General features: G+C 65.1%; 24 protein-coding genes and 1 pseudogene. 21 read left to right on the plus strand and 4 right to left on the minus strand.

What is annotated here, in order from left to right; genetic code table 11:
* The first annotated feature begins 155 nt into the window (after positions 1 to 155).
* Both rpiB and BHK69_RS15350 read left to right on the plus strand, forming a co-directional pair.
* Positions 156 to 605, plus strand: a complete 450-nt coding sequence (rpiB, locus tag BHK69_RS15345) for a ribose 5-phosphate isomerase B (protein ID WP_069690854.1) — start codon at positions 156 to 158, stop codon at positions 603 to 605.
* A 318-nt stretch (positions 606 to 923) separates the two neighbouring features.
* A complete protein-coding gene (locus BHK69_RS15350; RefSeq protein WP_069690855.1) occupies positions 924 to 1,850 on the plus strand; it encodes a transposase in 927 nt (308 codons plus the stop codon).
* 124 nt (positions 1,851 to 1,974) lie between these two features.
* Here BHK69_RS15350 and BHK69_RS15355 read toward each other — a convergent pair whose 3' ends face one another.
* Positions 1,975 to 2,871, minus strand: coding sequence for a LysR family transcriptional regulator (locus tag BHK69_RS15355; protein WP_069690856.1), 897 nt, complete (start codon positions 2,869 to 2,871; stop codon positions 1,975 to 1,977).
* A gap of 121 nt (positions 2,872 to 2,992) precedes the next feature.
* On the opposite strand from BHK69_RS15355, the gene BHK69_RS15360 reads away from it, so the two are divergent.
* The 9 genes and pseudogenes from BHK69_RS15360 to BHK69_RS33575 all read left to right on the plus strand — a co-directional run.
* Complete coding sequence (locus tag BHK69_RS15360) at positions 2,993 to 3,721, plus strand: SDR family oxidoreductase (RefSeq protein ID WP_069690857.1); 729 nt, start codon at positions 2,993 to 2,995, stop codon at positions 3,719 to 3,721.
* On the plus strand, positions 3,721 to 4,068 hold the full coding sequence (locus BHK69_RS15365) for an Atu4866 domain-containing protein (RefSeq protein WP_069690858.1): 348 nt from the start codon (positions 3,721 to 3,723) through the stop codon (positions 4,066 to 4,068). Before BHK69_RS15360 ends, BHK69_RS15365 begins: the two co-directional genes overlap by 1 nt.
* Before the next feature lie 180 nt (positions 4,069 to 4,248).
* Entirely contained in the window at positions 4,249 to 4,779 is a 531-nt protein-coding gene (locus BHK69_RS15370) for a nuclear transport factor 2 family protein (RefSeq protein WP_069690859.1), read from the plus strand.
* An 852-nt stretch (positions 4,780 to 5,631) separates the two neighbouring features.
* Complete coding sequence (locus BHK69_RS15380; RefSeq protein ID WP_244548209.1) at positions 5,632 to 7,269, plus strand: terminase large subunit; 1,638 nt, start codon at positions 5,632 to 5,634, stop codon at positions 7,267 to 7,269.
* A gap of 8 nt (positions 7,270 to 7,277) precedes the next feature.
* On the plus strand, positions 7,278 to 9,134 hold the full coding sequence (locus BHK69_RS15385) for a portal protein (protein WP_069690862.1): 1,857 nt from the start codon (positions 7,278 to 7,280) through the stop codon (positions 9,132 to 9,134).
* Between the two features lie 27 nt (positions 9,135 to 9,161).
* Positions 9,162 to 9,518, plus strand: coding sequence for a hypothetical protein (locus tag BHK69_RS15390; RefSeq protein ID WP_069690863.1), 357 nt, complete (start codon positions 9,162 to 9,164; stop codon positions 9,516 to 9,518).
* A 310-nt stretch (positions 9,519 to 9,828) separates the two neighbouring features.
* Complete coding sequence (locus tag BHK69_RS15395; protein WP_069690864.1) at positions 9,829 to 10,686, plus strand: hypothetical protein; 858 nt, start codon at positions 9,829 to 9,831, stop codon at positions 10,684 to 10,686.
* Positions 10,687 to 10,704: 18 nt separating this feature from the next.
* Positions 10,705 to 11,940 carry a P22 phage major capsid protein family protein gene (locus BHK69_RS15400; RefSeq protein WP_069690865.1) on the plus strand — a complete coding sequence of 412 codons (1,236 nt, stop codon included), beginning with the start codon at positions 10,705 to 10,707 and terminating at the stop codon, positions 11,938 to 11,940.
* A 145-nt stretch (positions 11,941 to 12,085) separates the two neighbouring features.
* Positions 12,086 to 12,221: pseudogene (locus tag BHK69_RS33575) on the plus strand (IS1595 family transposase); the annotation flags it as partial.
* A 75-nt stretch (positions 12,222 to 12,296) separates the two neighbouring features.
* Here BHK69_RS33575 and BHK69_RS15405 read toward each other — a convergent pair.
* Together BHK69_RS15405 and BHK69_RS15410 are read right to left on the minus strand one after the other, a co-directional pair.
* Positions 12,297 to 13,064, minus strand: coding sequence for a DUF3800 domain-containing protein (locus tag BHK69_RS15405; RefSeq protein WP_069690866.1), 768 nt, complete (start codon positions 13,062 to 13,064; stop codon positions 12,297 to 12,299).
* A gap of 366 nt (positions 13,065 to 13,430) precedes the next feature.
* Complete coding sequence (locus BHK69_RS15410) at positions 13,431 to 13,970, minus strand: hypothetical protein (RefSeq protein ID WP_069693690.1); 540 nt, start codon at positions 13,968 to 13,970, stop codon at positions 13,431 to 13,433.
* Between the two features lie 134 nt (positions 13,971 to 14,104).
* Between BHK69_RS15410 and BHK69_RS15415 the strand changes: the two genes are divergently transcribed.
* From BHK69_RS15415 to BHK69_RS15455, 9 genes are all read left to right on the plus strand, one after another.
* Positions 14,105 to 14,479: a hypothetical protein gene (locus BHK69_RS15415; RefSeq protein WP_069690867.1), complete on the plus strand. Its 375-nt coding sequence runs from the start codon at positions 14,105 to 14,107 to the stop codon at positions 14,477 to 14,479.
* Positions 14,479 to 15,852 (plus strand): packaged DNA stabilization protein, encoded by a 1,374-nt coding sequence (locus tag BHK69_RS15420; RefSeq protein WP_069690868.1) that lies wholly within the window; start codon positions 14,479 to 14,481, stop codon positions 15,850 to 15,852. Before BHK69_RS15415 ends, BHK69_RS15420 begins: the two co-directional genes overlap by 1 nt.
* On the plus strand, positions 15,852 to 16,712 hold the full coding sequence (locus BHK69_RS15425) for a hypothetical protein (protein ID WP_069690869.1): 861 nt from the start codon (positions 15,852 to 15,854) through the stop codon (positions 16,710 to 16,712). Before BHK69_RS15420 ends, BHK69_RS15425 begins: the two co-directional genes overlap by 1 nt.
* Positions 16,709 to 17,095: a hypothetical protein gene (locus BHK69_RS15430; protein ID WP_069690870.1), complete on the plus strand. Its 387-nt coding sequence runs from the start codon at positions 16,709 to 16,711 to the stop codon at positions 17,093 to 17,095. The genes BHK69_RS15425 and BHK69_RS15430 overlap by 4 nt, the downstream gene beginning before the upstream one ends.
* Positions 17,092 to 17,298, plus strand: a complete 207-nt coding sequence (locus tag BHK69_RS15435) for a hypothetical protein (RefSeq protein ID WP_069690871.1) — start codon at positions 17,092 to 17,094, stop codon at positions 17,296 to 17,298. Before BHK69_RS15430 ends, BHK69_RS15435 begins: the two co-directional genes overlap by 4 nt.
* A 242-nt stretch (positions 17,299 to 17,540) precedes the next feature.
* Positions 17,541 to 18,410, plus strand: a complete 870-nt coding sequence (locus BHK69_RS15440) for a hypothetical protein (protein ID WP_069690872.1) — start codon at positions 17,541 to 17,543, stop codon at positions 18,408 to 18,410.
* Positions 18,410 to 19,408, plus strand: a complete 999-nt coding sequence (locus BHK69_RS15445) for a hypothetical protein (RefSeq protein ID WP_069690873.1) — start codon at positions 18,410 to 18,412, stop codon at positions 19,406 to 19,408. Before BHK69_RS15440 ends, BHK69_RS15445 begins: the two co-directional genes overlap by 1 nt.
* Before the next feature lie 263 nt (positions 19,409 to 19,671).
* The gene (locus BHK69_RS15450) at positions 19,672 to 20,349 is read left to right on the plus strand and encodes a hypothetical protein (RefSeq protein WP_069690874.1); all 678 of its coding nucleotides are present in this window, start codon (positions 19,672 to 19,674) and stop codon (positions 20,347 to 20,349) included.
* 13 nt (positions 20,350 to 20,362) lie between these two features.
* Positions 20,363 to 21,700, plus strand: coding sequence for a hypothetical protein (locus tag BHK69_RS15455; protein WP_148663439.1), 1,338 nt, complete (start codon positions 20,363 to 20,365; stop codon positions 21,698 to 21,700).
* 139 nt (positions 21,701 to 21,839) lie between these two features.
* On the opposite strand, the gene BHK69_RS15460 is transcribed toward BHK69_RS15455, so the two are convergent.
* Complete coding sequence (locus BHK69_RS15460) at positions 21,840 to 22,328, minus strand: hypothetical protein (protein ID WP_148663440.1); 489 nt, start codon at positions 22,326 to 22,328, stop codon at positions 21,840 to 21,842.
* A gap of 14 nt (positions 22,329 to 22,342) precedes the next feature.
* Between BHK69_RS15460 and BHK69_RS15465 the strand changes: the two genes are divergently transcribed.
* Positions 22,343 to 22,672, plus strand: coding sequence for a hypothetical protein (locus BHK69_RS15465; RefSeq protein ID WP_069690877.1), 330 nt, complete (start codon positions 22,343 to 22,345; stop codon positions 22,670 to 22,672).
* Positions 22,673 to 22,758: the final 86 nt, after the last annotated feature.

The following is a 22,758-nucleotide window of genomic DNA, read 5'->3' on the forward strand; positions in this document are numbered from 1 at the left end:
TACCCTTTCCAGACATCGGCCCCGCCCGCTTTCCGGCAGGTTGCCGTTATGCGAAAACGGGACGAATTGACCAAGCAAAAAGCCCCTGATCCAACGCGGCCAAATCCAGCTCGGGTAGGCCGCCGGATCGCCTCGGGACACGGGATTACATCTCCTTGACAGCCAGCGACCGTATCGTCCTCTCCAGCGACCACGCCGCCATTCAGCTGCGGCAGGCCATTGCCATTCATCTCGCGGCGCAAGGCTGGGTGGTGGTCGACATCGGACCGACGACGCCGGAGAGCACACCTTACCCTCAGCACGGCGAAGCGGCGGCGCGGCGCGTCGCCTCCGGCGATTGCCGGCTCGGCATCATCCTGTGCGGCACCGGCCAGGGCATCATGATGGCGGCCAACAAGGTCAAGGGCATCCGCTGCGGCGTCTGCGCCGACACATTCTCTGCCCGCATGATCCGCCAGCACAACGATGCCAACATGCTGTCGCTCGGCGCGCGCGTGGTGGGCGAGGGGCTGGCGCTCGATATCGTCGATGCGTTCCTGAGCGCCCGGTTCGAGGGCGGCCGGCATGCGACGCGGATGGAGATGATCGGGGCGCTGGAGGAGTAGCGCCGGTCCTTTGCGTCTTGTGTTCCTCGCGTCTTGTTTGAGAGCCAGAGCTTGCTTGTCTTGGCTTTGAAACACACGGTCATCCCGGGCGTAGCGAAGCGGAGACCCGGGATCCATGCCGGAGCGCTGCCTAGTTAGGCTCCGGAATGGATCCCTGTGTGTTTGGTGTGTGTCATGATTGGAGCGGGCGGGAAGCCGTTGGATCCCAGGTGGTGAACACCGTGTTCCGGCTCGGCTCCCGCCCGCCTTTGCAGACCCCATCCTGAACAGTTGACCGAGGCCGCTTGCACCGGACCTCGCAGCACAGGGACAGGCACCATGACCATACACCCCTGCTTCATCGGTTGCGATATCGCCAAAAGCCATCTCGACCTGTTCGATGAGACGAGCGGGACGAGCCTTCGGATCGCCAATACGAGCGAGGCGATCGCGGCCTGGCTGTCATCTCTCGACGCCCAGGCCTGCTTCATCGCCTTCGAGGCGACCGGCCCCTATGACCGCATGCTGCGCCAGGCCCTGGAGCAGGCGGGCTGCCGCTTCGCCCGGATCAACCCGGGGCGCGCCCGCGACTTCGCCCGCGCCACCGGCCGCCTGGCCAAGACCGATACGATCGACGCCGAGATGCTCGCGGCGATGGCGCGCGCCCTCGCGCTCATGCCCGACCCGGCTTGCGACCCTGCCCGCAACGCTCTGGCGCAGCTTCACAAACGCCGCGACCAGCTCGTCGAGATGCGCGCCGCCGAGCGCGTCCGCCACAGCGAAGGACAAGATCCCTCCGGCAGTCTGGCCCGTCATCTCGCCTGGCTCGACGCCGAGATCGTCACGCTCGAGCGCCTCGTCAATGAAGCCCTGCAGGCCGACGAGACGCTGGCCAGGGCGCAAGCCCTGCTGCGCTCGGCCCCTGGCGTGGGACCCGTCACCGCCGCCACCCTCATCGCCCTGATGCCCGAGCTCGGACACGTCTCGCCAAAGGCCGTCGCCGCACTCGCCGGCCTCGCCCCCTTCAATAACGACAGCGGGCGCAGGCGCGGACAGCGCATGATCAAGGGCGGAAGGCGGCGCGTCCGCAAAGCCCTCTACATGGCAGCCCTCGCAGCCATCCGGACATCGTCGCGCTTCAAGACCTTCTACGACGCCATCCGCGCCCGAAGCGGCGCCGCCAAGGTCGCCATCATCGCCGTCGCAAGAAAGCTCCTCGTAACCCTCAACGCCATGCTCAAAACCCGCACCGCATTCCAATCATGACCACCAAACAACACAGTTGCCGGATCGGCGCGGCTTCGCCGCTTGTCCGGGATGACGCCATGTTTCCGAGTATAGACAGCATGTTCCAGGGCCATTGAACGATCCAATTGGATCGGACATCGCGCTAGCGATTCCGGTTGCTGCGGACATGGTCGACCAGGGCCCTGAGCTTGGGCGCCATGTTCGGGCGGTTGGGGTAGTACAGGAAGAAGCCCGGGAAGAACGGGCAATACGCCTCGAGCAGGGGCACGAGCGTGCCTTGCGCGATCGAGGTGCGAAACGACTCCTCCAATCCGATGGTGATGCCGCCGCCCGAGGTCGCCATTGCGATCATCAGCGCCATGTCGTTGGTGGTGATCTCCGGCTTCACATCGACCGCGAAGTCGCGCCCGGCCTCGGTGAACTCCCAGCGATAGGGAGCCACCCGCGGCGCGGGGCGCCAGCCGATGCAGCGATGCGCCGTGAGCTCGCTGGGGTGGGCGGGCTTGCCCTTGCGCGCGAGATAGGAGGGGGCTGCGACCGGGATCTGCCGTTGCGGGCCCGAGACCGCTGTCGCGATCATGTCCTGCTCGATGACCTCGCCCAGGCGCACGCCCGCGTCGTAGCCGCCAGCGACGATGTCGATCTCCTCATCCGTCACCAGCACATCGAGCTCGACCTCCGGGCAGGCCTCGGTGAAGCCCGCCAGCAATGGACCCGAGAGGAAGCTCTCGGCGATGGAGGAAACCGCAAGCCGCAACTGGCCGCGCGGCCCCGCGCCGAGGTGATGGGTCGCCTCCGTCGCGGCGCGGATCTCGGCGAGGGGCGGGGCGATCTCGGCGCGGAGCCGCTCGCCGGCTTCGGTCAGGCCGACGCTGCGGGTCGTGCGGTGGACAAGGGCGATGCCCATCTCGTCTTCCAGCCGCCTGATCGCTTGGCTGACGGCCGAGCGGGTGACGCCGAGGCGGTCCGCCGCTGCGCGGAAATTCCGTTCCTCGGCGACCAGGACGAAGGTCGCGAGCGCATTGATGTCGATTGTCATTGGTTAGGGTTTCTAACCAGGTTGTCGCCTCTTGGCCAGATACCGGCGACAGCCGGGAGCGTCCATCTTTCCGGTCACTGGCCTGGCGCCACCAGCTGAGCCGCACGAGAGGAAGGGAAACATGGCCATGGACAAGACCGTTTTGATAACCGGGGCCTCGAGCGGCATCGGCGCGGGCATCGCCCGCGAGCTTGCAACGGCGGGAGCCCGCCTGATGCTGGGCGCGCGCCGGGTCGAGCGTCTCGAAGAGCTCGCCGGCGAGTTGCGGCAGCTGGGCGCCGAGGTCGAGTATGGCCGCCTCGACGTGACGCGCCGCGACGAGGTCGCCGGCTTCGCTGAGGCCGCCCGCCGGCATTTCGGGCGGATCGACGCCATCGTCAACAATGCCGGCGTGATGCCGCTTTCGCCGCTCGCCTCACGGAAGGTCGAGGAGTGGGATCGCATGGTGGATGTCAACATCAAGGGCGTCCTGTACGGGATCGCCGCCGTCCTGCCGGAGATGACGGCCAGGGGCTCTGGCCACATCGTCAATATCGCCTCGATCGGCGCGCTCAGCGTCTCCCCGACGGCGGCGGTCTACTGCGCCACGAAATATGCGGTGCGGGCGATTTCGGACGGGCTGCGCCAGGAGCGCAGCGATATCAGGGTCACCTGCATCCATCCCGGCGTCGTCGAAAGCGAACTCGCCGACACCATCACCGATGCCGCGGCGGCCGAGGCGATGCGGAGTTATCGAGCGATCGCGCTCCAGCCGGACGCCATCGGCCGGGCCGTCCGCTACGCGCTGGAGCAGCCCGGGGACGTCGACGTCAACGAAATCGTCGTCCGTGCGACCAGGGCGCCGCACTGATGCGCGCTCCGCTCACCCTCGTCGCGGTGGGTCTCTCTGCGGCGCTCGCAACCATCGTCCTTGCGGAGAGCCCCATGGCCCAAGCCGGCCACCCCTATGTCGGGATGTGGACGACCGACGACAACCGGATCCGCCATGAATTGCTGCCCGGCGGCCGTTATGTCGAGGCGCGCGGGAGCCGCGAAGGCGCTTATCGCGGGCGCTATGAAGTGACCGGCAGCCGCATCGCCTATTGGGACGACACCGGTTTCACTGCCGATGGCGAGTTCGTCGATGCCGATACACTGCATCATGCCGGAATGATCCTGCGTCGCCGTGAGCGGTCGTCGACCATGACGGCCCCGTAAGGCCAACGGGCTTTGACACCGGCTTATCGCCGCGTTTGTGCCGTCATTCCGGGGCGATCCGAAGGATCGAGCCCGAAACCCAGAACCGATGCCGCTGCTCGAGACGGCACGGGTCGCCCGCCCGCTTTTCCTGGACCTGCGGGCCGCTCTCACCACCAACCCCTGAGAAGGAGACCTTCGATGACCTCCGACACTCTGCCCAATCGATCCGCGACCACTATCCGGCGCCTCGGCCTGGCGGCACTCGTCGCGACCGCCGTCGCAGCGACGGCCGCCATGCCGGCGCGGGCGGACATCTCCGCCACCGCCCGCAACGAGGCGATCGTGCGCGATGCGTTTCAGCGCTGGGCCGGCGGGGACAATGTGTTCCAGCAGCTCCTCGCGCCCGATGTCGTCTGGACGATACCGGGTTCGGGTCCGGTCGCGGGCACCTATCGCGGCCTCCGGGATTTCGTCGAAAGGGCCTCCGCGCCGCTGATGAGCCGCCTCGCAACCCGGCTTGTTCCCGAGGTGCGGCACATCTGGGCCGTCGGAGACCGGGTGACGGTGCGTTTCAATGCCAGCGCCACGACGACCGGCGGGCGCCCCTATCGAAACCAGTTCGTCTGGCTGTTCCGCATGAAGGACGGCAAGGTCGCGGAGGCCGAAGCCTTCCTCGATCTCGTCGCCTATCAGGAGGTCGTCGACACCAACACACCGCTTCAACGATAGGGAGCGGCCGCTTCAACGCAGATGAGTTCCGCTTATCTCGGAACCGCGCCGTCATCCCGGGTGTAGCCCTCAGGTCCGATCTTCGATCGGTCCAAGGATAAACTCCGCGCGGACCCGGGATCGATGCCGGAGCGCGTCATGGTCGGGCTTGTCCCGACCATCTCGTGAGGGGGGCGTCTGCCTTTGCTGACGCCTCTTCCGGCACGAGATTCTCGGGTCTGCGCTTTGCTCCGCCCGAGAATGACGCGCGGCATCGTCATGGTCGCCCTTGTGGCGGCCGTCCACGTCTTTGCCGGTGAAGGCTTGTGTTCAAGACGTGGATGCTCGGGACAAGCCCGAGCATGACGTGCGGCGCGAGGGCAGCGCGCGACCTTCCTGCAACCTTCCGAACCTCTGCAAACGGGGCGCGCCGCTCTTCCTCGATCCGTGGGGGCGGTTCCGGCGGGGCCTGTTCTCAATTAAATGAGAATTTCTTCAAAATGACTGTTGACAATGGTCCTATGATAGGTCTAATGTCTCAATAGCACTGTGAATTCCTGTGCCTGCCGCCCGCAGCGTCCCGCTTGCGGGCTTTTTCGTGTCAGGCCGGGCGCAACCGAAGCCTTCAGTTCAAAGATCCAGACATGGCCCGAGGCGTTGCAAGGACGAGCCGCAAGGCCGGTGCGGCGGCTCGCCCGACCGAGGCAGGGCCGGCCGCTGAGGGTGGTCTTACGCCGCTCGCCTATATGCTCACCATGCTTCGCGACGAGAGCCTCGAGCCCAAGGCTCGGTTCGAGATCGCCAAGGCAGCAGCCCCTTATGTCCATGCCAAGCTTGCAGCGATCGAACACAGCGGCGGCATCGCGCTCAGCCATGAAGACGCGCTCGCCGAACTCGATGATGAGCCCCGAGACGGTGGGGCCCAAGACTGTGGGGCCCAAGACGATGAGCCCCAAGGAGATGAGCCCGAAGGAGAGGGCGATCCGCCGGAGGCTGCGGGCTGAGTTCGAGCCTTATGCGGAGAAGGCGCTGCGGATCCGAACCAAGACCGGTGCGATCGCGCCGCTCCAGCTCAACCAGGCGCAGCGATACCTTCATGGCCGCCTCGAGGCGCAGCGGGCGCGCACCGGCAAGGTCCGCGCGCTGGTGCTCAAGGGCCGCCAGCAAGGCATTTCGACCTATATCGGCGGGCGCTATTACTGGCGCGCCAGTCACGCGCGCGGCATCAGGGTGTTCATCCTGACGCATGAGCGCGAGGCGACGAACAATCTGTTCGGCATGGTCGAGCGCTATCACCAGCACTGCCCGCGGCTCCTCAAGCCTGAGACCGGCGCGGCCAATGCGAGGGAGCTTTCCTTCTCCAGGCTGGAGAGCGGCTATGCCGTCGGCACGGCCGGCGCCAGGGCGGTCGGCCGCTCGCAGACGGTGCAGCTCTTCCATGGCTCGGAGGTCGCGTTCTGGCCCAATGCCGCGACTCATTTTGCCGGTGTGGTCCAGGCCATCCCCGATCTGCCGGGAACCGAGATCGTGCTGGAAAGCACGGCAAACGGCGTCGGCGGCGAGTTCCATGAGCGCTGGCAGCAGGCAGAGGCCGGCATCGGCGATTACGAGGCGATCTTCATCCCCTGGTTCTGGCAGGACGAGTATCGCCGGCCGGTTCCCGCTGGCTTTGCGCTCGATGAGGACGAGCAGGCTTATGCCGGGGCGCACGGCCTGACGCTTGAGCAGATGGCCTGGCGCCGCGCCAAGATCGCCGAATTGAAGGACGAATTGCTGTTCAAGCAGGAATATCCGGCAACCGCGGCTGAGGCCTTCCAGCTCACCGGCCATGACAGCTTCATCAAGTCGGAGGCCGTGCTGCGCGCCCGTAAAGCGCGCTGCGAGGGCATCGGGCCGCTGGTCATCGGCGCCGATCCCGCGCGCTTCGGCGATGACCGCTTTTCGCTGGCCTGGCGCCGGGGCCGCAAGGTCAGCAAGACCGAGAGCAAGGCGAAGATCGGTGTCGTCGCTGGGGCGAACTGGATCAGGCAGGTGATCGACCTGGACAAGCCGGCAAGGGTGTTTGTCGATGTCGGCGGCGTCGGCGCCGGCGTTGTCGACATCCTGCAATCCTGGGGCGCGCCCTATGACGCGGTCGTCGTGCCCGTGAATTTCGGCTCCGAGCCGCAGGAGCCGGTCGAATTGCTGCCGGATGGCACGAAGAAGCCGGGCCCGCGCAACCGCCGGGCCGAGATGTGGAAGCGCTCGCGCGACTGGCTCGACGAGCCCGGCGGCGCCGACATCCCGGACCAGGACGGTTTGCAGGCCGATGCCTGCGGGCCGTCCTACCATTACGACGCGAACCAGCGCCTGCTCCTGGAAAGCAAAGAGCATATGCGGGCGCGCGGGATCAGGTCGCCGGATGACTGGGACGCCATCGCATTGACCTTCGCCGAGCCTGTCAGGGATCGGCAGCTCCGGGAGCGCCGCCCGCGAAGCTCGCGCGGACGCGGCGCCTGGATGGGCGGATAGGACCAGACATGATCGCTCAAGACGATGACAACGCTAAGGCCCCGGCCTCTGCGACCGAGGACCTGCTGCCCCAGGCGGCAAAACGCTGGTCGGCAGGCTATGAAGCCGAGCGCGAGAACATCAGCCAGGCCTATGAGGATCTGCGCTTCCGCGCCGGCGACCAATGGCCGAAGGAGGCGATCGCCCAGCGTGAGGCCGACCAGGCCCCGTGCCTGACGATCAACCGCATTCCGCAATTCGTGCGCCAGGTCACGGGCGATATTCGCCAGGGTCGACCCTCGATCAAGGTGGTTCCGGTCGATGATGGCGGCGACGAGGCGGCGGCCGAGCTGCGCGCCGGCATCATCCGCTATATCGAGAACCGCTGCGATGCGCCCGGCACCTATTTTTCCGCCGCCGACAGCCAGGTCAACAGCGGCATCGGCCATTGGCGCGTCATCACCGAATATGCCTCGCAGACCACCTTCAACCAGGAGATCGGCATCCAGCTGGTGCAGGACGGCGTCTCCGTCATCTGGGATCCCGATGCGGTCGATCTCACCCGCAAGGATGCGATGTGGTGCTTCGTGCCTGTCGATATCGCGCTGGATGCCTACAAGGAGAAATACCCGGACGCGCCGGTCACCGATTTCAGCCCGGAGAGCGAAGGGCATTTCGAGGGCTGGGTCACGACTAACACGGTGCGCGTCGCCGAATATTTCTACAAGAAGCCGGCGAGGATCACGCTTGCCCTGACCGCCGACGGCGCGATCCGCGATGTCACCGAGGCGCCGGCCGAGGAGCTGGCCGAGCTTGCGCGGCAAGGCGCCCGCATCGAGGAGCGCGACAGCTTCAAGGTCTATCGCTGCCTGATCACGCAAGGCCACATCCTGGAAAAGCCGGCGCTCTGGCCCGGCCGCTATATCCCGATCGTGCCCTTGCTCGGCGAGGAAATCCGGATCGGGCCGCGCGTCATCCGCCACGGCATCGTGCGATTTGCCCGCGATCCGCAGCGCATGTTCAACTATTTCGCCTCGAAACAGGCCGAGGTCATTGCGCTCCAGCCCAAGGCGCCCTGGCTCGGCACCGAGCGGAATTTCGAGGAGTACGAGGACGAGTGGGAGAACGCCAACACCGAGTCCAGGCCCTATCTGCGCTACACGCCAGATCCGTCGAACGGCAATGCCGCGCCGCAGCGCGTGCAGCCGCCGGTGTCGTCGCAGGGCGTCTCGGAAGGGCTTCAGCTCGCGGCCGAGAACATGATGGCGGTGATCGGCATCCACCAGGCCGGGCTCGGCGAGGCCTCGAACGAGAAGAGCGGCAGGGCGATCCTCGCCCGCCAGCGCGAGGGCGATGTCGGCACCTTCGTCTATCTCGACAATTTCGCCCGCGCGGTCCGCCACACCGGCGTGATCCTGCTCGATCTGATCCCGCATATCTACGACACCGAGCGCACCATCCGCATCGTCGGCGAAGACGGCAGGATGACACCGCTGCGCGTCAACCAGGCTGTCGGCATGGTCGTCAGCGGGGAGGGCGACGGTGGCGAGGGCGATGATGGCGAGACGGCCACCGCCCAGAAGCTCAACGACCTGTCCATCGGCGCCTATGACGTGGTGATCGAGCAGGGGCCGTCCTACTCGACCAAGCGCGAGGAGGCCAAGGACGGCATGGCGACCCTCGTCCAGGCCGTGCCCAGCACCTTCGGGCTGATCGGCGATCTCTATGTCCAGGCGCAGGACTGGCCGATGAAGGACCAGATCGCCAAGCGCCTGAAAATGGGCCTGCCGCCCGCCATCCAGCAGATGGAGGCTCAAGGGTCGGGCGAACAGCCGTCACCGCAGCCGCCGCAGCCCTCGCCGGAGGCGATCGCAGCGCAGCAGTAGGCGCAAGCTCAGGGCGCGCGCATCCAGATGGACGGCGCCAAGACGCAGTCGCAGATCGCGACCGAGGAACAGCAGCGCCGGATCGACCTCGCGAGGGCGCAAAGCGACCTCACTGACGCGGAGAATGCGAGGGCGATTGCGGCGCGGGAGGCTTCGGACAGGTCTCGCAAGGCCGAGGCGGAGATCGCGCTGATCGAGGCGAGGCGAGCTCTCGCCCTGGCGCAGATCAGCGCGCTCGGGCGCGGCGCGGGCAATGCGGAGGCGAGGGCGGACACGGAGATGGCGATGGCGATGGCGCAGCACGGTGCCGCCTTGCGCGAGGCGCAGGCCTTGGCCACCGAGGCGCAAGCCTTGGCCGCTGATGCTGATGGCCTTCAGCGCTGAGCGACGGCGTTATTCTCTGCCGTCATTGCGAGCGCAGCGAAGCAATCCAGAGGCTTGCGCGAGCCCTCCTGGATTGCTTCGTCGCTGACGCTCCTCGCAATGACGGGGGTGGGCGACCGGTGCCTTCCCAAGCAGCGGCATCGGTTCTGGGTTCCGCGCTCGGATCGCCCCGGAATGACGGCGGAGCCGACCCCGAGGCACTAGCCCCGGACACCGACTAAACAGGACTTCACGCCAGGCCGGCGCATGAGGCGCAGGCCGCGATGATGAGCAAGCCGCCTCTCCGGGCGGCTTTTTCTATGGATGCACCATGATCGATTGGGATGACGACCTGACCAACGGGCAGGCGAGCGGAAGCGCGCCAGCCGACGGAGAACAGTCTGAGGACGGCAACACGGCGAAAGCCGCGGAGGCGTCCGAAACAGGGACTGACGAGCAGGACGGCGCTGACGGGCAACAGCCGGAAGGTGCTGGCGAAGAGGAAGAGCAGGACAAGCCGAAGAAGCGCCGCTCCGGCGTCGAACGGCTGAAGCGGGAGCGCGATGCGCTTCGCAACGAGGTCGAGCTTCTGCGCAGTCGCACCCCGGTGGTCGACGACGGCGCGGCGATCGACGGACTCGTCCGAAGGGAAATCGGCGACCCGCCTGGGGAAGACGAGTTCAGGGGCGATTGGTTCGCTTACGAGCGAGCGCTGACCGCCTATGAGGCAGAACGCAGGATCGTCACCCGCGAGGTGAAGGCGCTGGCAAGCCAGGTCGCCTCTCATTCCGCCGAGCGGATGAGCGATCTTGTCGAGGATTTCAATGATCGCGTCACTGATGCGGTCAAGGTGATCCCCGATTTCCTCGATGTCGTCGGCAAGACGAATGACAGGACGCACCCGGTCTCCCCCATCGTCGGGCAGCTCATTCTCGAAAGCGAGAAGGGCGCGCTGCTGCAATACCACTTCGCCAGGAATCCCGCCGATCTGCGCCGCCTCAACGGATTGTCGCCGCTCGGCGCCGCCCGTGAAATGGGCAAGATCGAGGCTCGCCTGTCCCTGGCCAAGCCCACCACCGCAACCAGAGCCCCACCGCCCGTAACCGCCCCCAAAGGCGGCGCCAGCCCATCGAGCCAGGAGGCCCGCATGGAGGCGTATCTCAAGCGGCAATACGGCGACCGGGCATAACTTTCAGGAACAGCCAACATGGCAAACACCACGCTTACCCCCGCCATCGTCGCCAAAACGGCGGTGCGCATTCTCGAAAACGAGCTCGTCATGGCCGGCATGGTCTATCGCGGCTATGAGGACGAGTTCGACAAGAAGCTGAACGGCTACTCCGCCGGCGACACCATCACCATCCGCAAGCCGACCGACTTCACCGTGCGTGACGGCGCCGTGATGGCGAGCCAGGACGTAACGGAAGGGCGGACCACGATCACGGTCGACAAGCAGAAGGGTGTCGATTTCGCCTTCACCTCGAAAGAGCTGACGCTGAATATCGACGAGCTTGCCGAGCGCGTCATCAAGCCGGCCATGGTCCAGCTCGCCAATCAGATCGACCTCGACGTGATGGCGGAATACCGGAACGTGCCCAACTGGGTCGGCACGCCGGGCCAGACCGTGGATGCGTTTGCCGACTTCGCCAAGGCGCCGACGCGGATGGATCTCGGCGCCGTGCCGCAGGACATGCGCTCCGGCGTGCTGAGCCCGACCGATTACTGGGCGATGGCCGGTTCGCAGACGGCGCTCTACATGCAGAACGTCGCGCAGGGCGCCTATCGCAAGGGCCGCATCGGCGAGATCGGCGGCATCGACACCTATATGTCGCAAAACGTGCCGACGCATATTGTCGGCCCGCTCGGCGGCGCGCCGCTGGTCAATGGTGGGGCGCAGGGCGTGACCTATGCCGCGGTCAAGGACATCGGCAGCCAGTCCCTGGTCACCGATGGCTGGACGGCTGCGGCCGCCGCCCGCGTCAAGGCCGGCGACGTGTTCACCATCGCCGGGGTCTTCGACGTGAACCCGGTGACCAAGGCGACCTTGCCGCATCTGAAGATGTTCGTCGTCAAGGCGGACGCGTCCTCGGATGCCTCGGGCAATGCGACGCTGACGATCTCGCCGCCGATCATCACCTCGGGTGCGTTCCAGACGGTCTCGGCGGTGCCGGCGGACAATGCGGCGATGGCGTTTTTCGGTGCTGCCGGCACCGGTTATGCCCAGAATCTCGTCTTCCACAAGAATGCGTTCGCCCTGGTCGTGGTGCCACTGGTGAAGCCGCCGGGCGCCGTCGATGTCTCGCGCGAGACCTACAAGAACATCAATGCGCGCGTGATCCCGGTCTATGACGGCACCACCGACAAATCGGCCTGGCGTCTCGACATCCTCTACGGTGTCAAGACGGTCGACCCGCGCCTGGCGGTCCGCCTGTCGGGCAGCTGAGCGCGCTGACGCCGGCAATAGGAGGGGCGGTCTTCGGGCCGCCTCTTTTCGTTGGCGGGGAAGGCCGTTGGCATGAGACCCGGCTTGGCCATGTGAGCCCTCATCCTGAGGAGCCGCGAAGCGGCGTCTCGAAGGATGGTCCAGACGGAAGCACCTGCGCCGCTATCTGGCCGAGTTCGATTTCCGCTACAGCAAAGCTCGGCATTGGGGATAGTGAGCGCGCCGAAATTGCGCTGAAGGGTGTCGTCGGGAAGCGGCTCACCTATCAAACAGCTTGTTAAGCGCCGCTAACGTGCTTAGATTCGGGGCCAGGCCTCCAAAGTCCGAATACGCTGGCTAGACCAGCCGTGCCGAGGCTAGCCCTCGGCTAGGGCTTTGGGGGACCTGCTCACTTTCGTGGCGTGGTGCCAGACTGTCAGGAAACGTGCGCTAAAAGCGGTATCTGCCGCCCATGAGTGGCGGCCTGATGCGCGCAGAACGAATTCCGCCAATTCGCCTTTGGGCGACGTATGCTTCACATCGTTCCGTTTGGCCGCTATTGCGCCGACGATCACGTCGGCCATCTGGATAATCCCGACGTTTTGCGACCTGACCGGCTCAATCGTCCGAACGCAGTTCGGCTTAGTATTATACTTTTTGTAGGCCGCAGCGCACAGTTCGTTCCGCATCCTGCAAATATCGTCCGAGTCGTTACCAGCGTCTAGTCGGATATGTATTTGCCTTCTCTGGCCGTAAAAATTACAAATACGGTGCAAAAAGAGCTGATAATACATCCTATTCACGCTGGTGTCGTGGTTTTCGCCTTTGATTTGGCGATGATTATAGCCGCCAAATTTGGCGATTATAATATGGAGTGCGGCCTGCCGCTTGTTGATTAGATCGAATGCGTATCGAACCAAGGCTTCGTATGCAGCCCGCTTATGGCCGCCTCGATAGTCTGACCAGTGAAATTCTGACCTTATGCCCGCATCGTCGCGAAGCGTTGCTATCGCATCCTCGATCTCATTGATACGATTGCCGCTGACGGCAAAGCCACCAGCCACCATGTAGGCGCTCTGCTTTGAGCTGGCGTCCCCGTAGAATGAGAGGGCAGGTAGGTGGTCCGGCGGGTTGGGAACATCCATGGTGATGACGATACCTCGCAGCGGCAGAAATTTGAAATGGCGGCCTGCGAACTCGGTTGTGACGAAAGCGAGGAGCGATTTGAGCTATTCTCGGCAAGATCGTGAAGCACAAGCCCCCGCCTGACGATAAGCCCGCCAAACCCGCAATCAAGAAACCCGGCCGTTGAGCCGGGCTTCTTGATTCAGGAGGTCAGCATGCCCGCATTCAATCCGTCGCGTGATATCGCGGCGTATCTGCACGATCTGTCCGAACTAGGCCGGCGCTATGGCTTCGCCCTAGCCGGCGAGCCGCAGATTTTCATAATGCAGCGCGAAGACTTGGATTTCGACTATTCGCTATCCGAAGATAGTGTTCTTACGCTTGGGTCAGCGCTTCGGAATGCGGACGCTGATGCCAGAGCCGGGTCCGGGCGGGACGCCAAGAGCAGGCTCGACGCCGATGCTGCCGCGTAGATCAATCAGTAGCGTTGCTGGGTCTACCAGCAACCCAATCTTTTCCTCGGATTCCGGGCGCGGGTTCATCACGCGCTTGGCGCGGTAGACTTGCAGGCGGGGTATCTCGTTCTGGATGGCTTTTCGGCTAAGCCCCCGCGCGTAGTATCTGTTGAACTCGCTTTCAGCCAAAACTTCAGCGGCGTTATTGGGCACCTTGGCCGAGATCACCCGGCCGGTCGCAAGTCGCCGCTGAGTTGTTTGGTTCAAGGCCCCGGGGACTCTCAGTTGACGGGCCAATGAATCGTCCGAGCCGGAGCGTGCGGCTTCTGTGATGTAATCAGGCCAATTGCCCTGCGACCGCTGACCTAGATACGAGCTGCGGTAGATCTTATCGGACGCAATATCTATCTCGATTTCCTCGACCATCAAGCGCCGAGTTTCCTCATCGAGGTCTTCATAGTTGAGACCCATTTCCATCCCCCCGCGCTGATCGCGCGAGGAGATCACACCACGCGACTCAACCTAGAGTCGAGTCCCGCTGCGCGCCATCCGTAAGATTGGTGCGTCAAGTATATAATCACCTTTCTATTCGCGAGGCATGGGTCATGAGCCAGACCAAAGCCGATCTCGTTCGCGAGGTGCTCGGAGAGCTGTTCTCGCTTGCCTCGGGGCAGGTGCCGGACGCTGAGGATACCGCCTTCGTCGAGCAGCGCATCGACCCAGTGCTGGCGGCGCTCGCCAAGCGCAACATCATCTACATCCCCGATGCCGAGGAGATCGACGACGAGGTTTTCGACGCGCTCGTGGCCTATCTCGCGCAGATCTGCGGCCCGAAATTCGGCCGGCCGCGCGACCTTGTCGCCAAGCAGCTTGCCGAGGCCGAACTGCGCACCATCCAGCGCATCGGCAGCGGAACCGGCCGGATGCTGCGCATCGAGCGCGCGCTTGTGCCCCGCCGCCGTCATGGGGGCATTGTCTGATGCCGCCGCTTCCCTTTCCCAAATCCTCGACGCCGGGCGTTCGGCCGGGCGAGGGCGAGGGCCGCTATGTCAATTGCTATCCGGTGCAGGAGGGGGATCGCTCCTATGTGCGCCGTGTCCCGGGGCTGACCCGGAGCGTGGCGACAGGGAAAACCGGCATCCGTGGCATGCTCGATGTCAACGGCGTCAGCTATGTCGTGTTCACCGGCTCTGTCGTCACGGTTGCCGCTGACGGCACTGTCACGACGCTGACGGGCACCATTCCGGGTTCCGATGGCGTCATGCTGGCGCGCAACAACAAGGTCACGTCAGGCGTCTCGACGCCCGATATCGTCGCGGTGTGCGAGGGCGGCGGCGCCTATGTCCTGACCGCGACGACGGTCAGCGCCTATCCCGATGCCGACCTGCCGGCGACGGTCAACAGCGTCGATTTCCTGGGCGGCTATTTCCTGTTTTCGATCCCGGATGGCAGGCTCTTCGCCTCGGAGCTCAATGCGACCGCGATTAACGCGTTGAGCTTCACCACGGCGGAAAGCCGCTCGGATGGTTTGCGCAGGGTCGCGGTTCAGGGCTCGCTGGCCTATGGCTTCGGCGGCTCCACCATCGAGCCCTACCAGAATGTCGGAACCTCGCCATTCCCGCTGCAAAGGGCGGCGACCGTGCCGCCCGTCGGTATCCTGACCACCATGGCTGTCGCCGGGTTTCAGGAGACCTGGAACGGGCCGATTTATTTCGTCGCCTCGGACAGGACGGTCAAGGCGCTGTCGGGCTATGAGACGGCGACAATCTCCACCCCAGACGTCGACCGTTTCATCGCAGCCTCCAGCGCAGCCACGGTCGCGGTCGATGTCTTTGTCTGGCAGGGGCGGCAGTTCGTCGCCGTGTCCAGCGATAGCGGGAGCTGGATATACGACACGGTCGAGCGCTCCTGGCATGAACGCCTGAGCAGCGGGGCCGGCCGCTGGCGCGCGACGCGCTCGATCTACAGCAACGCGCAATGGCTGTTCGGGGATATGCTGTCGGGCGATCTCCTGACGCTGTCGACCACGCTGACGGAGAACGGGGCTGCGCTCAGTGGCCTCATTCAGTCGGGGCCGCTGAAGGACTTCCCGGCCCGTGTCGCGGCGAGGCTCTCTGCCGACTTCACTGAGGCCCAGATCACGATCCACGTCTCCTGGTCGCATGATGGCGGCAAGAGCTGGAGCTCGGAGCTTCAGCGCTCGCTTGCTGATGCCGACAGATGGCCGGTCAGCGTCGCCAATCTCGGGCTTTCGACGCAGGCCGGCCTCATCCTCCGCTTCCGCTGGGAGGGGGCGGCCGATTTCTCGTTCCTCGGCGCGACAGCCGATCGTCTCGATTTGAGGGCCGCCTGATGGCCGATTTCGACCCGCTGACCGTTCCCGCCGTCATGCCGATGGCGGTTCGGCGCATCAATGAGCAAGGTTTTCCCAGGCAGGCGCTGCTCGATTACGAACAGGCGCTGCAAGCCTGGATGAAGTCGAACGTCGCCAACACCAACACGCGGCTCAATCTCGTCTCGGAAGAGGTCGATGGCGCTTATGCTGCGGTCGCGACGGAGGCGATCGCGCGCGCGGCAGGCGATTCCGCGCTGGCGGCCGAGCTCACCACGCTTGAGACGACGGTCGGCGACAATACGGCGCAACTCGATATCCTCAGCGCCTCCATCGACGGCATCGCCGTCAAATATGCCGTCACGGGCACGATCAACGGCGTCACCGGCGGCTTTGTCCTGACCGGCATTCAACAGCTCGGGGGTGGTGCATCCTATCTGCTGGAGATCACCAGCGATGTCGTCATCAACGGCAACCTGCTGGTCACCGGCACGGTCGAGACGGTCGCGGTCGCCAGCCACGCCATCAGCCAGGTCGCTTTTTCCGCCAGCGGTGGCATCAATACGGGCGTCGGGATCACCGTGCGGGCCGGCGCCACGGTGGCGATCACCGCCTCGTTCAACGGCTTGGCCGGTTCCTATTTCCCGCTCTCGGCATCGCCGGGCACGGTCTATGTCGAGCGCGACGGCGTCCTGATCGGTTCCGTGGCGACGAATTTCGAGGCGTCGGGCTCCGGCTCGTCGGCCGGCATTTCCTTCCTCCAGACCACGGTTCTCTGCCAGGACAGCCCCGGCGGCGGCTACCACGACTATATCGTCTATTCCGGCAACGGTGCCGGCGTCGGCGGCGTCGCCATCCTGGTTCAGGAGTTGGCGCGATGACCGTGGGGCCTGCTGTCGCCTTTGTGCGCTATGACGAGACCGGAGCGGTGACGGAATGGGGCCGCATGGCGCTCGGTGTGATCGAGCGGCAGAGACAGGCCGGCGCGCGGATCATCGCGGGCGGCGGCGGCCCGGATTTCTATGTCGACCTCGAGACGCGCGAGGTCCGGCCCAAGCAGGACAATCCGGCCTGGCTCGACGGCATGACGCTGCGCGACGTGCCCGTGCCGGCAACGATCGTCATCGGGCGCACGGCCTATGAGGGCGAGGATGCGGTCGTGGAGCTGGAATTCTCGCTGCCGGGAACCTACGCAATCGAGGTCCGGTCCCTCCGCCAACTCACCAAGACATTCGAGGTGAAGACATCCGAGGTGACGACGTGAAGATCGTGCACCGCGACGATTACCGCGCCCGCAGGGCTGCGGACTACCCACCCTTGACCGAGCTTGCCGACGCCCTGGTTCACCAGCAGGCCGGAGATGGCTCGAAGCTATGCGCCTATCTCGACGCCTGCCGGGCGGTCAAGGCGCGCTATCCGAAGCCGGATCCGGCAGCCCCCAAATCGTCAGAATCCAAGACAACCTGACGCCCTTCAGCGCTGAGCGATGGCGTTACTCTCTCCCGTCATCCCCCGCGCCGTCATTCCGGGGCAGGCCGCAGGCCTGAACCCAGAACCGATGCGCGTCCTCGTGAAGCGCGCCGGCAACCCCCTCCCAAGCAGCGGCATCGGTTCTGGGTTCCGGGTTCGATCCTTCGGATCGCCCCGGAATGACGGCGGAGCTTCAGCCATAAGCCGGTCTCAAAACCCGTTGGCATAAGGAAACCATCATGGCTTCAGTTTTTTCAGGCCGCGCCGGGCGACTGGCGGGAATATGGGCGGCTGACCAGGCCCAGAACAATTACAACCAGCAGCAGGGCACGCTTGCCGAGGGGCGCGACAACTCGCTCTCCGCAATCGATTCCGGGCGGACATCGAGCCTGGCGGCGCTGGGGCAGGGCTATGGCGCCGCCGTTCCCGAATACCAGGCGGCGATCGAGCGCTTCAACCCCTGGACTGAGGCCGGCAAGAGCGCTCTGACGACCTATCAGAACAGCCTCGGGCAGAACGGCGCCGAGGGCAATGCGGCCGCGGTCGCGCAGTTCCAGGCCTCGCCCGGCTACCAGTACCAGCTCGACCAGGCGACGGATGCGGTCGCGCGCAAGGCCTCGGCGCTCGGTGCGCTCGGCTCCGGCAACACCATGCAGGCGATCACTGACCGCGCCTCGAACCTCGCCAATCAAGAATATGGCGGCTGGCAGGACAGGCTCAACGGCCTGTCGAATACCGGCCTGCAGGCCAGCGGCCAGCAGGCGAACATCCAGCAGGGCCTCGGCAATCTCTATGCCCAGCAGGGGCGCGACCAATCGAATGTCTACAGCGACGCGGCGGGCAAGGAGGCCGGGATCCATACCGGCTATGCCAACGCGAATGCGGGCGCGCTCGGCAATCTCGGCCAGACCATCATCGGCGCCGGCACCGGCGCGCTGATGGCGGGCCAGACCGCGGCCCAGAACCGGCTCAATTTCGGGATGAATCTCGGCAAAACGGCCGTGAGCCTGCTCGCCGCCCCGATGACGGGCGGGCTTAGCCTTATGGGCCTCGGCGGCGGTCTTGGCGGCAACCTTGGCACGACGCCCGGCGCTGGAGGGCTCTACTGATGGCACAGCCTTGGAATCTCGGACCTCCGGTCGTCGATTTCTCTCCGCTCTCGCAGCTGGGCGAAGCCTATAACAGCGCCCTCGACCAGTCGCGCAAGCGCCAGGGCCTGGCCAATCTCGGCCAGGGCCTGGACGGTTCGCCCGAGGGCTATCTGAAGGCCGCCCGGGGCCTGTTCGCGGCCGGCGACGCCAGGGGCGCGGCGAATTTCCTGGCGCTCAGTGAGAAGGCGAGGGCGCGCACGCAAACAAGCGATGAGGAGGCGAGCAGCCTCATTGCGCCGGGCCCAGCCGTTGCGGACGAACCGCAGGCCGCGCTCGCGCCAGCCACGCCCTCAGTCCCGGCGCAGCGGGCGTTCAATCGCCCGGTTCAACTGGCAGAGACTGAAGCAGATACGCAGCGGCTCGAAGCCGAGATGGAGCAGCGCAACCGGTTCGGCTATGGCAACCCCGCTTTGCCGGCGGGCATGCGCAATAATAATCCCGGCAACATCAAATATGCGGGGAACACCGCCTTTCCCGGCGTTGTCGGGCCGTCCCGGAATACCGACCAGGGCGACCCGCAAAGCGTGTTCAACTCGCCCGAGGCCGGCATGTCCGCCGCTTACGGCCTGGCCCTGCGCAAATACCAGGGCGGCAAGCGCACGGCCGATGAGCTGATCGCCGGCCGCAACGGCTGGACGCCGGGCAACAGCGCAGCCGCCGCCAACATCGCGCGCGCCATGGGCCTTGCCCCGGATCAGGATCTCGAGCTCGCCAATCCGCAGCGGGCGCGGGCCTTCATGCAGGCGCTGATCGCGCAGGAGCATGGCGCGGCCGGCGCTCGCTATCCCGCCGACATGATCCGGTCCGCGGTGAACGGGGGGCTGGGGGCCGGGCAGCCTGGACAGGGGCAGGAGCAGGGGCCCCGCGCCCAGCCGCAGGCTCGTGAAGGCTCACGCGCCCGCATGCCGGACGGCACGATCATCACTTTGCGCAACAATCAGTGGGAGCCGGAATAGTGGCTGAGCTTCGTCCTTACGAGCCGAGCTGGGGTGACCGGCTTGGCCAACTGCTCATGGGCGATGGGCGGGTCTCGCCCGTGCGCCGCCGCTTCGTCTCGGGCCTGCTCGGCTCGACGGGGCAAGAGCAGGATGCGAAAAAGTGGGCACCGGTTTTTCGCAATCGATCCTGCTCTCACTCTTAGATGAGAGACGGATTCAGATTTCAGATGGGATCACTTCGTGAGCCCATCTGAAATCATCCGGCTCTCGGGCAGACCGGCATGTCGCTCATCGACCTGACGCCGCTGGCTGTGCCGCTCTCCGCCAATCAGGCGTACCGGGACTACCAGGAGGGGAATTACGCAGGCGCCGGGCTGAACACGCTCGGGGCCGTTCTAGGTGCGACGTCGGCACTCGCAGCGCTTGGAAAAGGGACGAAAAGCCTAGCGTCCAGAAGCGTTTCGTTGTATGATCCTCCGGTCAAACCGCCGCGGCCTTTCGCTGCCGATTACCCCGCCGGAGCCCCCGTCGATGCAACCGGAAAACTCACGCAAGATCTGGACGGAAGGCCGCTTACCGCAAGATATGTCGCCGGCCGAAATTTCGTTGGCGAGGGCGATACCGGGATTCCAGCGTCTGCATATGACGCCATCGGAAAGGAAGGAACGGGCAGATTCCCTCAGGATGTTGCGGCGCGCGCGATCGGAGGGGATGCGGGACGGTACGTGGTAACGAGAAACCGGCTCTCAGGGAAGGTTGTCGACCGCGCGATCTTCATAGACAAGAACCTCGATCCCGATACGTATTCCCGCGTCCTTGCGCATGAGATCGGGCATGCTGTTGATGAACTGGCCGGGACCATCCCGAGCACGAATGTCAAACGCCAGCTTGCGCGGGTCTACAACGATCTGAGCATGCCACCGACCGACCCTCTACGAGCCGCAGACCACCGCCGGTAAGTATGCGCAGACGGTGGGCGAGTTCATCCCCGGTGCCGGACGCTCGCTCGCCAATCAGCTGCGCTATACTGTCGCCCCTGGTATCGCCAGTGAGCGGGCGGGGCAGGCGACGGAGGGAACGCCTCTTGAACCGTTTGCGCGCGGAGGCGCGGCAGTGGTGACTGGAGGTCTTGCTGCTCTCGCGACTCGCCCCGCCACAGCGACGACCCTTTCCGCCGGTCTGCGCGGCGTCGATGAGGCGACCATTACAGCCGCCGGGCAGCTCATGCAGGCGGCTCAAGCGCGCGGCATCGCCTTGACGTGGCCGGAAGCCATCGCGCAGGCATCCAATGGCGGCGGCAGAGGTCTCATGAACCTTCAGCGCTTCACCGAGGACTCCGTCGGTGGGGCCGATATCATGGGCAACTTCATGGCCCGGCGCCCCGCGCAGGTCGAGGCGGCGAGCCGGCAGGCATTTGATACCATCGCCCCGCAATCCCAGGCGCCCTCGACCCTCGGTCCCGCCATCGGCCGTGCAGCCGATGATACGATTCAAGAGGCAACCGGAATCATAGACCGCGCGACGAGCCCGGCTGCGGCCATGCAGCCTGCGCAGATCGGCTCATATGAGGCCGCACTGGCTCGGCAGGAGGCCTTGCGCCAGCGCTATCTCGAGCCGCTGATGGCTGGCCCGCTTGGGAAGGTTGCCAAGCGCGACATCGAAACGCGCGAGGCGATCGCGGTGCTGTTCCCGAAGGACCCTCTGGCGGGGAGCGCTCGGGAAATCATGGATACCGTCGGGGCTTTGACGCAGCGAAACGCCATGGCCGCGCGCCAGCTCGTCCGCGCTCATGTCGAGGGCGTGTTCAATAATGCGACCCGGACGATTCAAGCCAAGCCGAACCAGTTCGTAGGGCCGGACTTCGTCGACGCGCTGAAGGGAAACTCGCAGCAGGCGCAAAACCTCGCAGCTGCGATCCAGGGCGTCGGCGGCCCGCAACTCCTGCAGGGCTTCGACGAGTTCCTGAAGATCCTGAGCGCAACCGGCCAGCGCCTGCGCCCCGGCTCGCAAGGCCCCTTCGACAAGCAGATGAACGATACCTTGAAGGGCGGCGGGGGGATCGGAGACGCTACAGAGATGCTGGTGGCCGGCCGCATCAAATGGCCGAAGAAGGCCACGGAAATCTATGAGCGGTGGCAGTTGGGGCAGAATACGGAAGAGATCGCCCGGCTCATCACCGACCCGGCGGGAATCGAGACGTTCAGGCGGCTGGCGAAGGCCGCGCCCGGTTCCACCCAGGCTCAGGTTCTCGCTATCCGGCTGGCTGCCATGGCCGCGCAGGCCATTGCGGCCGCGCAACCACGAAAATAGGCTCATGCTGAGATGACCGCACCGGTGCAGGCCGCAGAGTTGCCGATCGGGACGCCTTTGATCTTCGACCACGCCCAACCCGTGGTGATCCGGGTCGCCAGGCCGAAACAGGCGAATCCAAAATGCCCTCACCGTTCATTTAGCGATCCTGCCGCAGGTGCGTGAGGGAGCCGGGGGGGCGGGGGCTTTCCGCAATCCTCTCGACCTCTGGTTCTGGCGCAGCAGACGCGTTTGACTTCCGAACGGTGAAGCTGTGCCATAACGCCAAGGCGGTGGCCCAGATTAGTCCAAGAAGCGCGAATACAACAACTGGACCGAACAAGTTCGAGCGGACGTCACCTGTCCGGTATAGCGAGAGCACGCTGGCGGCGAAGGCAGCAACGACGACAGCCAGGAGCAGGCTCGCAAAAACCCGGCGCCCCCAGCGCCCGATGCCTCGAAAATGCAAAGGGGCATCCCGGAAGACCATAACTGCGGCGGTATAGGCGGCGGCCACCATAACCGAAACCAGAACAAACGCCCCGACGTGCGGTTCCTCGCCTGTTTTGGCGGCGATCGAGGCCAGCAGCCAGAACGTTCCGCAGAAGAGTCCCGCCTGCGGCAGATACCAGATCAGCAATCGTTTCATCTCAGGAGAATACCATGTCAGTGCGCCTCACCCTCAGGCTTCACTGCGAGCAGGACTACGTCATCGACTGCACTGCGGAGGGCCTGCAAGGCGTTGCGATTGTCTTGGAGCTGGCAGACGATGTGAACGGAGGGGGCGACACCGCCACCCTTGAGAGCAACGGGCCGGTTCATTGCCAAGATGAGGTGATAGATACCCCCGTCATGGCGGATACCGGTTATGCCGTCGAAGGGCAGGAACGGGGTGCCATTATCGATCGCAAGCGGGGCAGCCTCAGCGCCCTTGGCAGGAACTTCGCTCAAGAAAGCTACTCCGAATTCACGGGCTTCAGGCAAGCCGGCTGATCCTGCCGCAAGGTAGGGCGCGGAGTCCACGGCAAACGCCACCAATTCCCCGGCTGTTTCAGTCAATCCAAGCCCACCCCAAGCCG

The organism is Bosea vaviloviae (genome assembly GCF_001741865.1).
In the GTDB taxonomy this organism is placed as follows: domain Bacteria; phylum Pseudomonadota; class Alphaproteobacteria; order Rhizobiales; family Beijerinckiaceae; genus Allobosea; species Allobosea vaviloviae.

Coding starts and splice junctions, on each gene's coding strand:
- BHK69_RS15355 (WP_069690856.1), bottom strand. CDS start 2,871: ATGACAATCGACATCAATGCGCTCGCGACCTTCGTCCTGGTCGCCGAG.
- BHK69_RS15440 (WP_069690872.1), top strand. CDS start 17,541: ATGGCTTCAGTTTTTTCAGGCCGCGCCGGGCGACTGGCGGGAATATGG.
- BHK69_RS15380 (WP_244548209.1), top strand. CDS start 5,632: ATGAAGACGCGCTCGCCGAACTCGATGATGAGCCCCGAGACGGTGGGG.
- BHK69_RS15420 (WP_069690868.1), top strand. CDS start 14,479: ATGCCGCCGCTTCCCTTTCCCAAATCCTCGACGCCGGGCGTTCGGCCG.
- BHK69_RS15385 (WP_069690862.1), top strand. CDS start 7,278: ATGATCGCTCAAGACGATGACAACGCTAAGGCCCCGGCCTCTGCGACC.
- BHK69_RS15390 (WP_069690863.1), top strand. CDS start 9,162: ATGGACGGCGCCAAGACGCAGTCGCAGATCGCGACCGAGGAACAGCAG.
- BHK69_RS15430 (WP_069690870.1), top strand. CDS start 16,709: ATGACCGTGGGGCCTGCTGTCGCCTTTGTGCGCTATGACGAGACCGGA.
- BHK69_RS15405 (WP_069690866.1), bottom strand. CDS start 13,064: ATGGATGTTCCCAACCCGCCGGACCACCTACCTGCCCTCTCATTCTAC.
- BHK69_RS15400 (WP_069690865.1), top strand. CDS start 10,705: ATGGCAAACACCACGCTTACCCCCGCCATCGTCGCCAAAACGGCGGTG.
- BHK69_RS15360 (WP_069690857.1), top strand. CDS start 2,993: ATGGCCATGGACAAGACCGTTTTGATAACCGGGGCCTCGAGCGGCATC.
- BHK69_RS15410 (WP_069693690.1), bottom strand. CDS start 13,970: ATGGGTCTCAACTATGAAGACCTCGATGAGGAAACTCGGCGCTTGATG.
- BHK69_RS15445 (WP_069690873.1), top strand. CDS start 18,410: ATGGCACAGCCTTGGAATCTCGGACCTCCGGTCGTCGATTTCTCTCCG.
- BHK69_RS15395 (WP_069690864.1), top strand. CDS start 9,829: ATGATCGATTGGGATGACGACCTGACCAACGGGCAGGCGAGCGGAAGC.
- BHK69_RS15415 (WP_069690867.1), top strand. CDS start 14,105: ATGAGCCAGACCAAAGCCGATCTCGTTCGCGAGGTGCTCGGAGAGCTG.
- BHK69_RS15465 (WP_069690877.1), top strand. CDS start 22,343: ATGTCAGTGCGCCTCACCCTCAGGCTTCACTGCGAGCAGGACTACGTC.
- BHK69_RS15370 (WP_069690859.1), top strand. CDS start 4,249: ATGACCTCCGACACTCTGCCCAATCGATCCGCGACCACTATCCGGCGC.
- BHK69_RS15450 (WP_069690874.1), top strand. CDS start 19,672: ATGTCGCTCATCGACCTGACGCCGCTGGCTGTGCCGCTCTCCGCCAAT.
- BHK69_RS15425 (WP_069690869.1), top strand. CDS start 15,852: ATGGCCGATTTCGACCCGCTGACCGTTCCCGCCGTCATGCCGATGGCG.
- BHK69_RS15365 (WP_069690858.1), top strand. CDS start 3,721: ATGCGCGCTCCGCTCACCCTCGTCGCGGTGGGTCTCTCTGCGGCGCTC.
- BHK69_RS15350 (WP_069690855.1), top strand. CDS start 924: ATGACCATACACCCCTGCTTCATCGGTTGCGATATCGCCAAAAGCCAT.
- BHK69_RS15460 (WP_148663440.1), bottom strand. CDS start 22,328: ATGAAACGATTGCTGATCTGGTATCTGCCGCAGGCGGGACTCTTCTGC.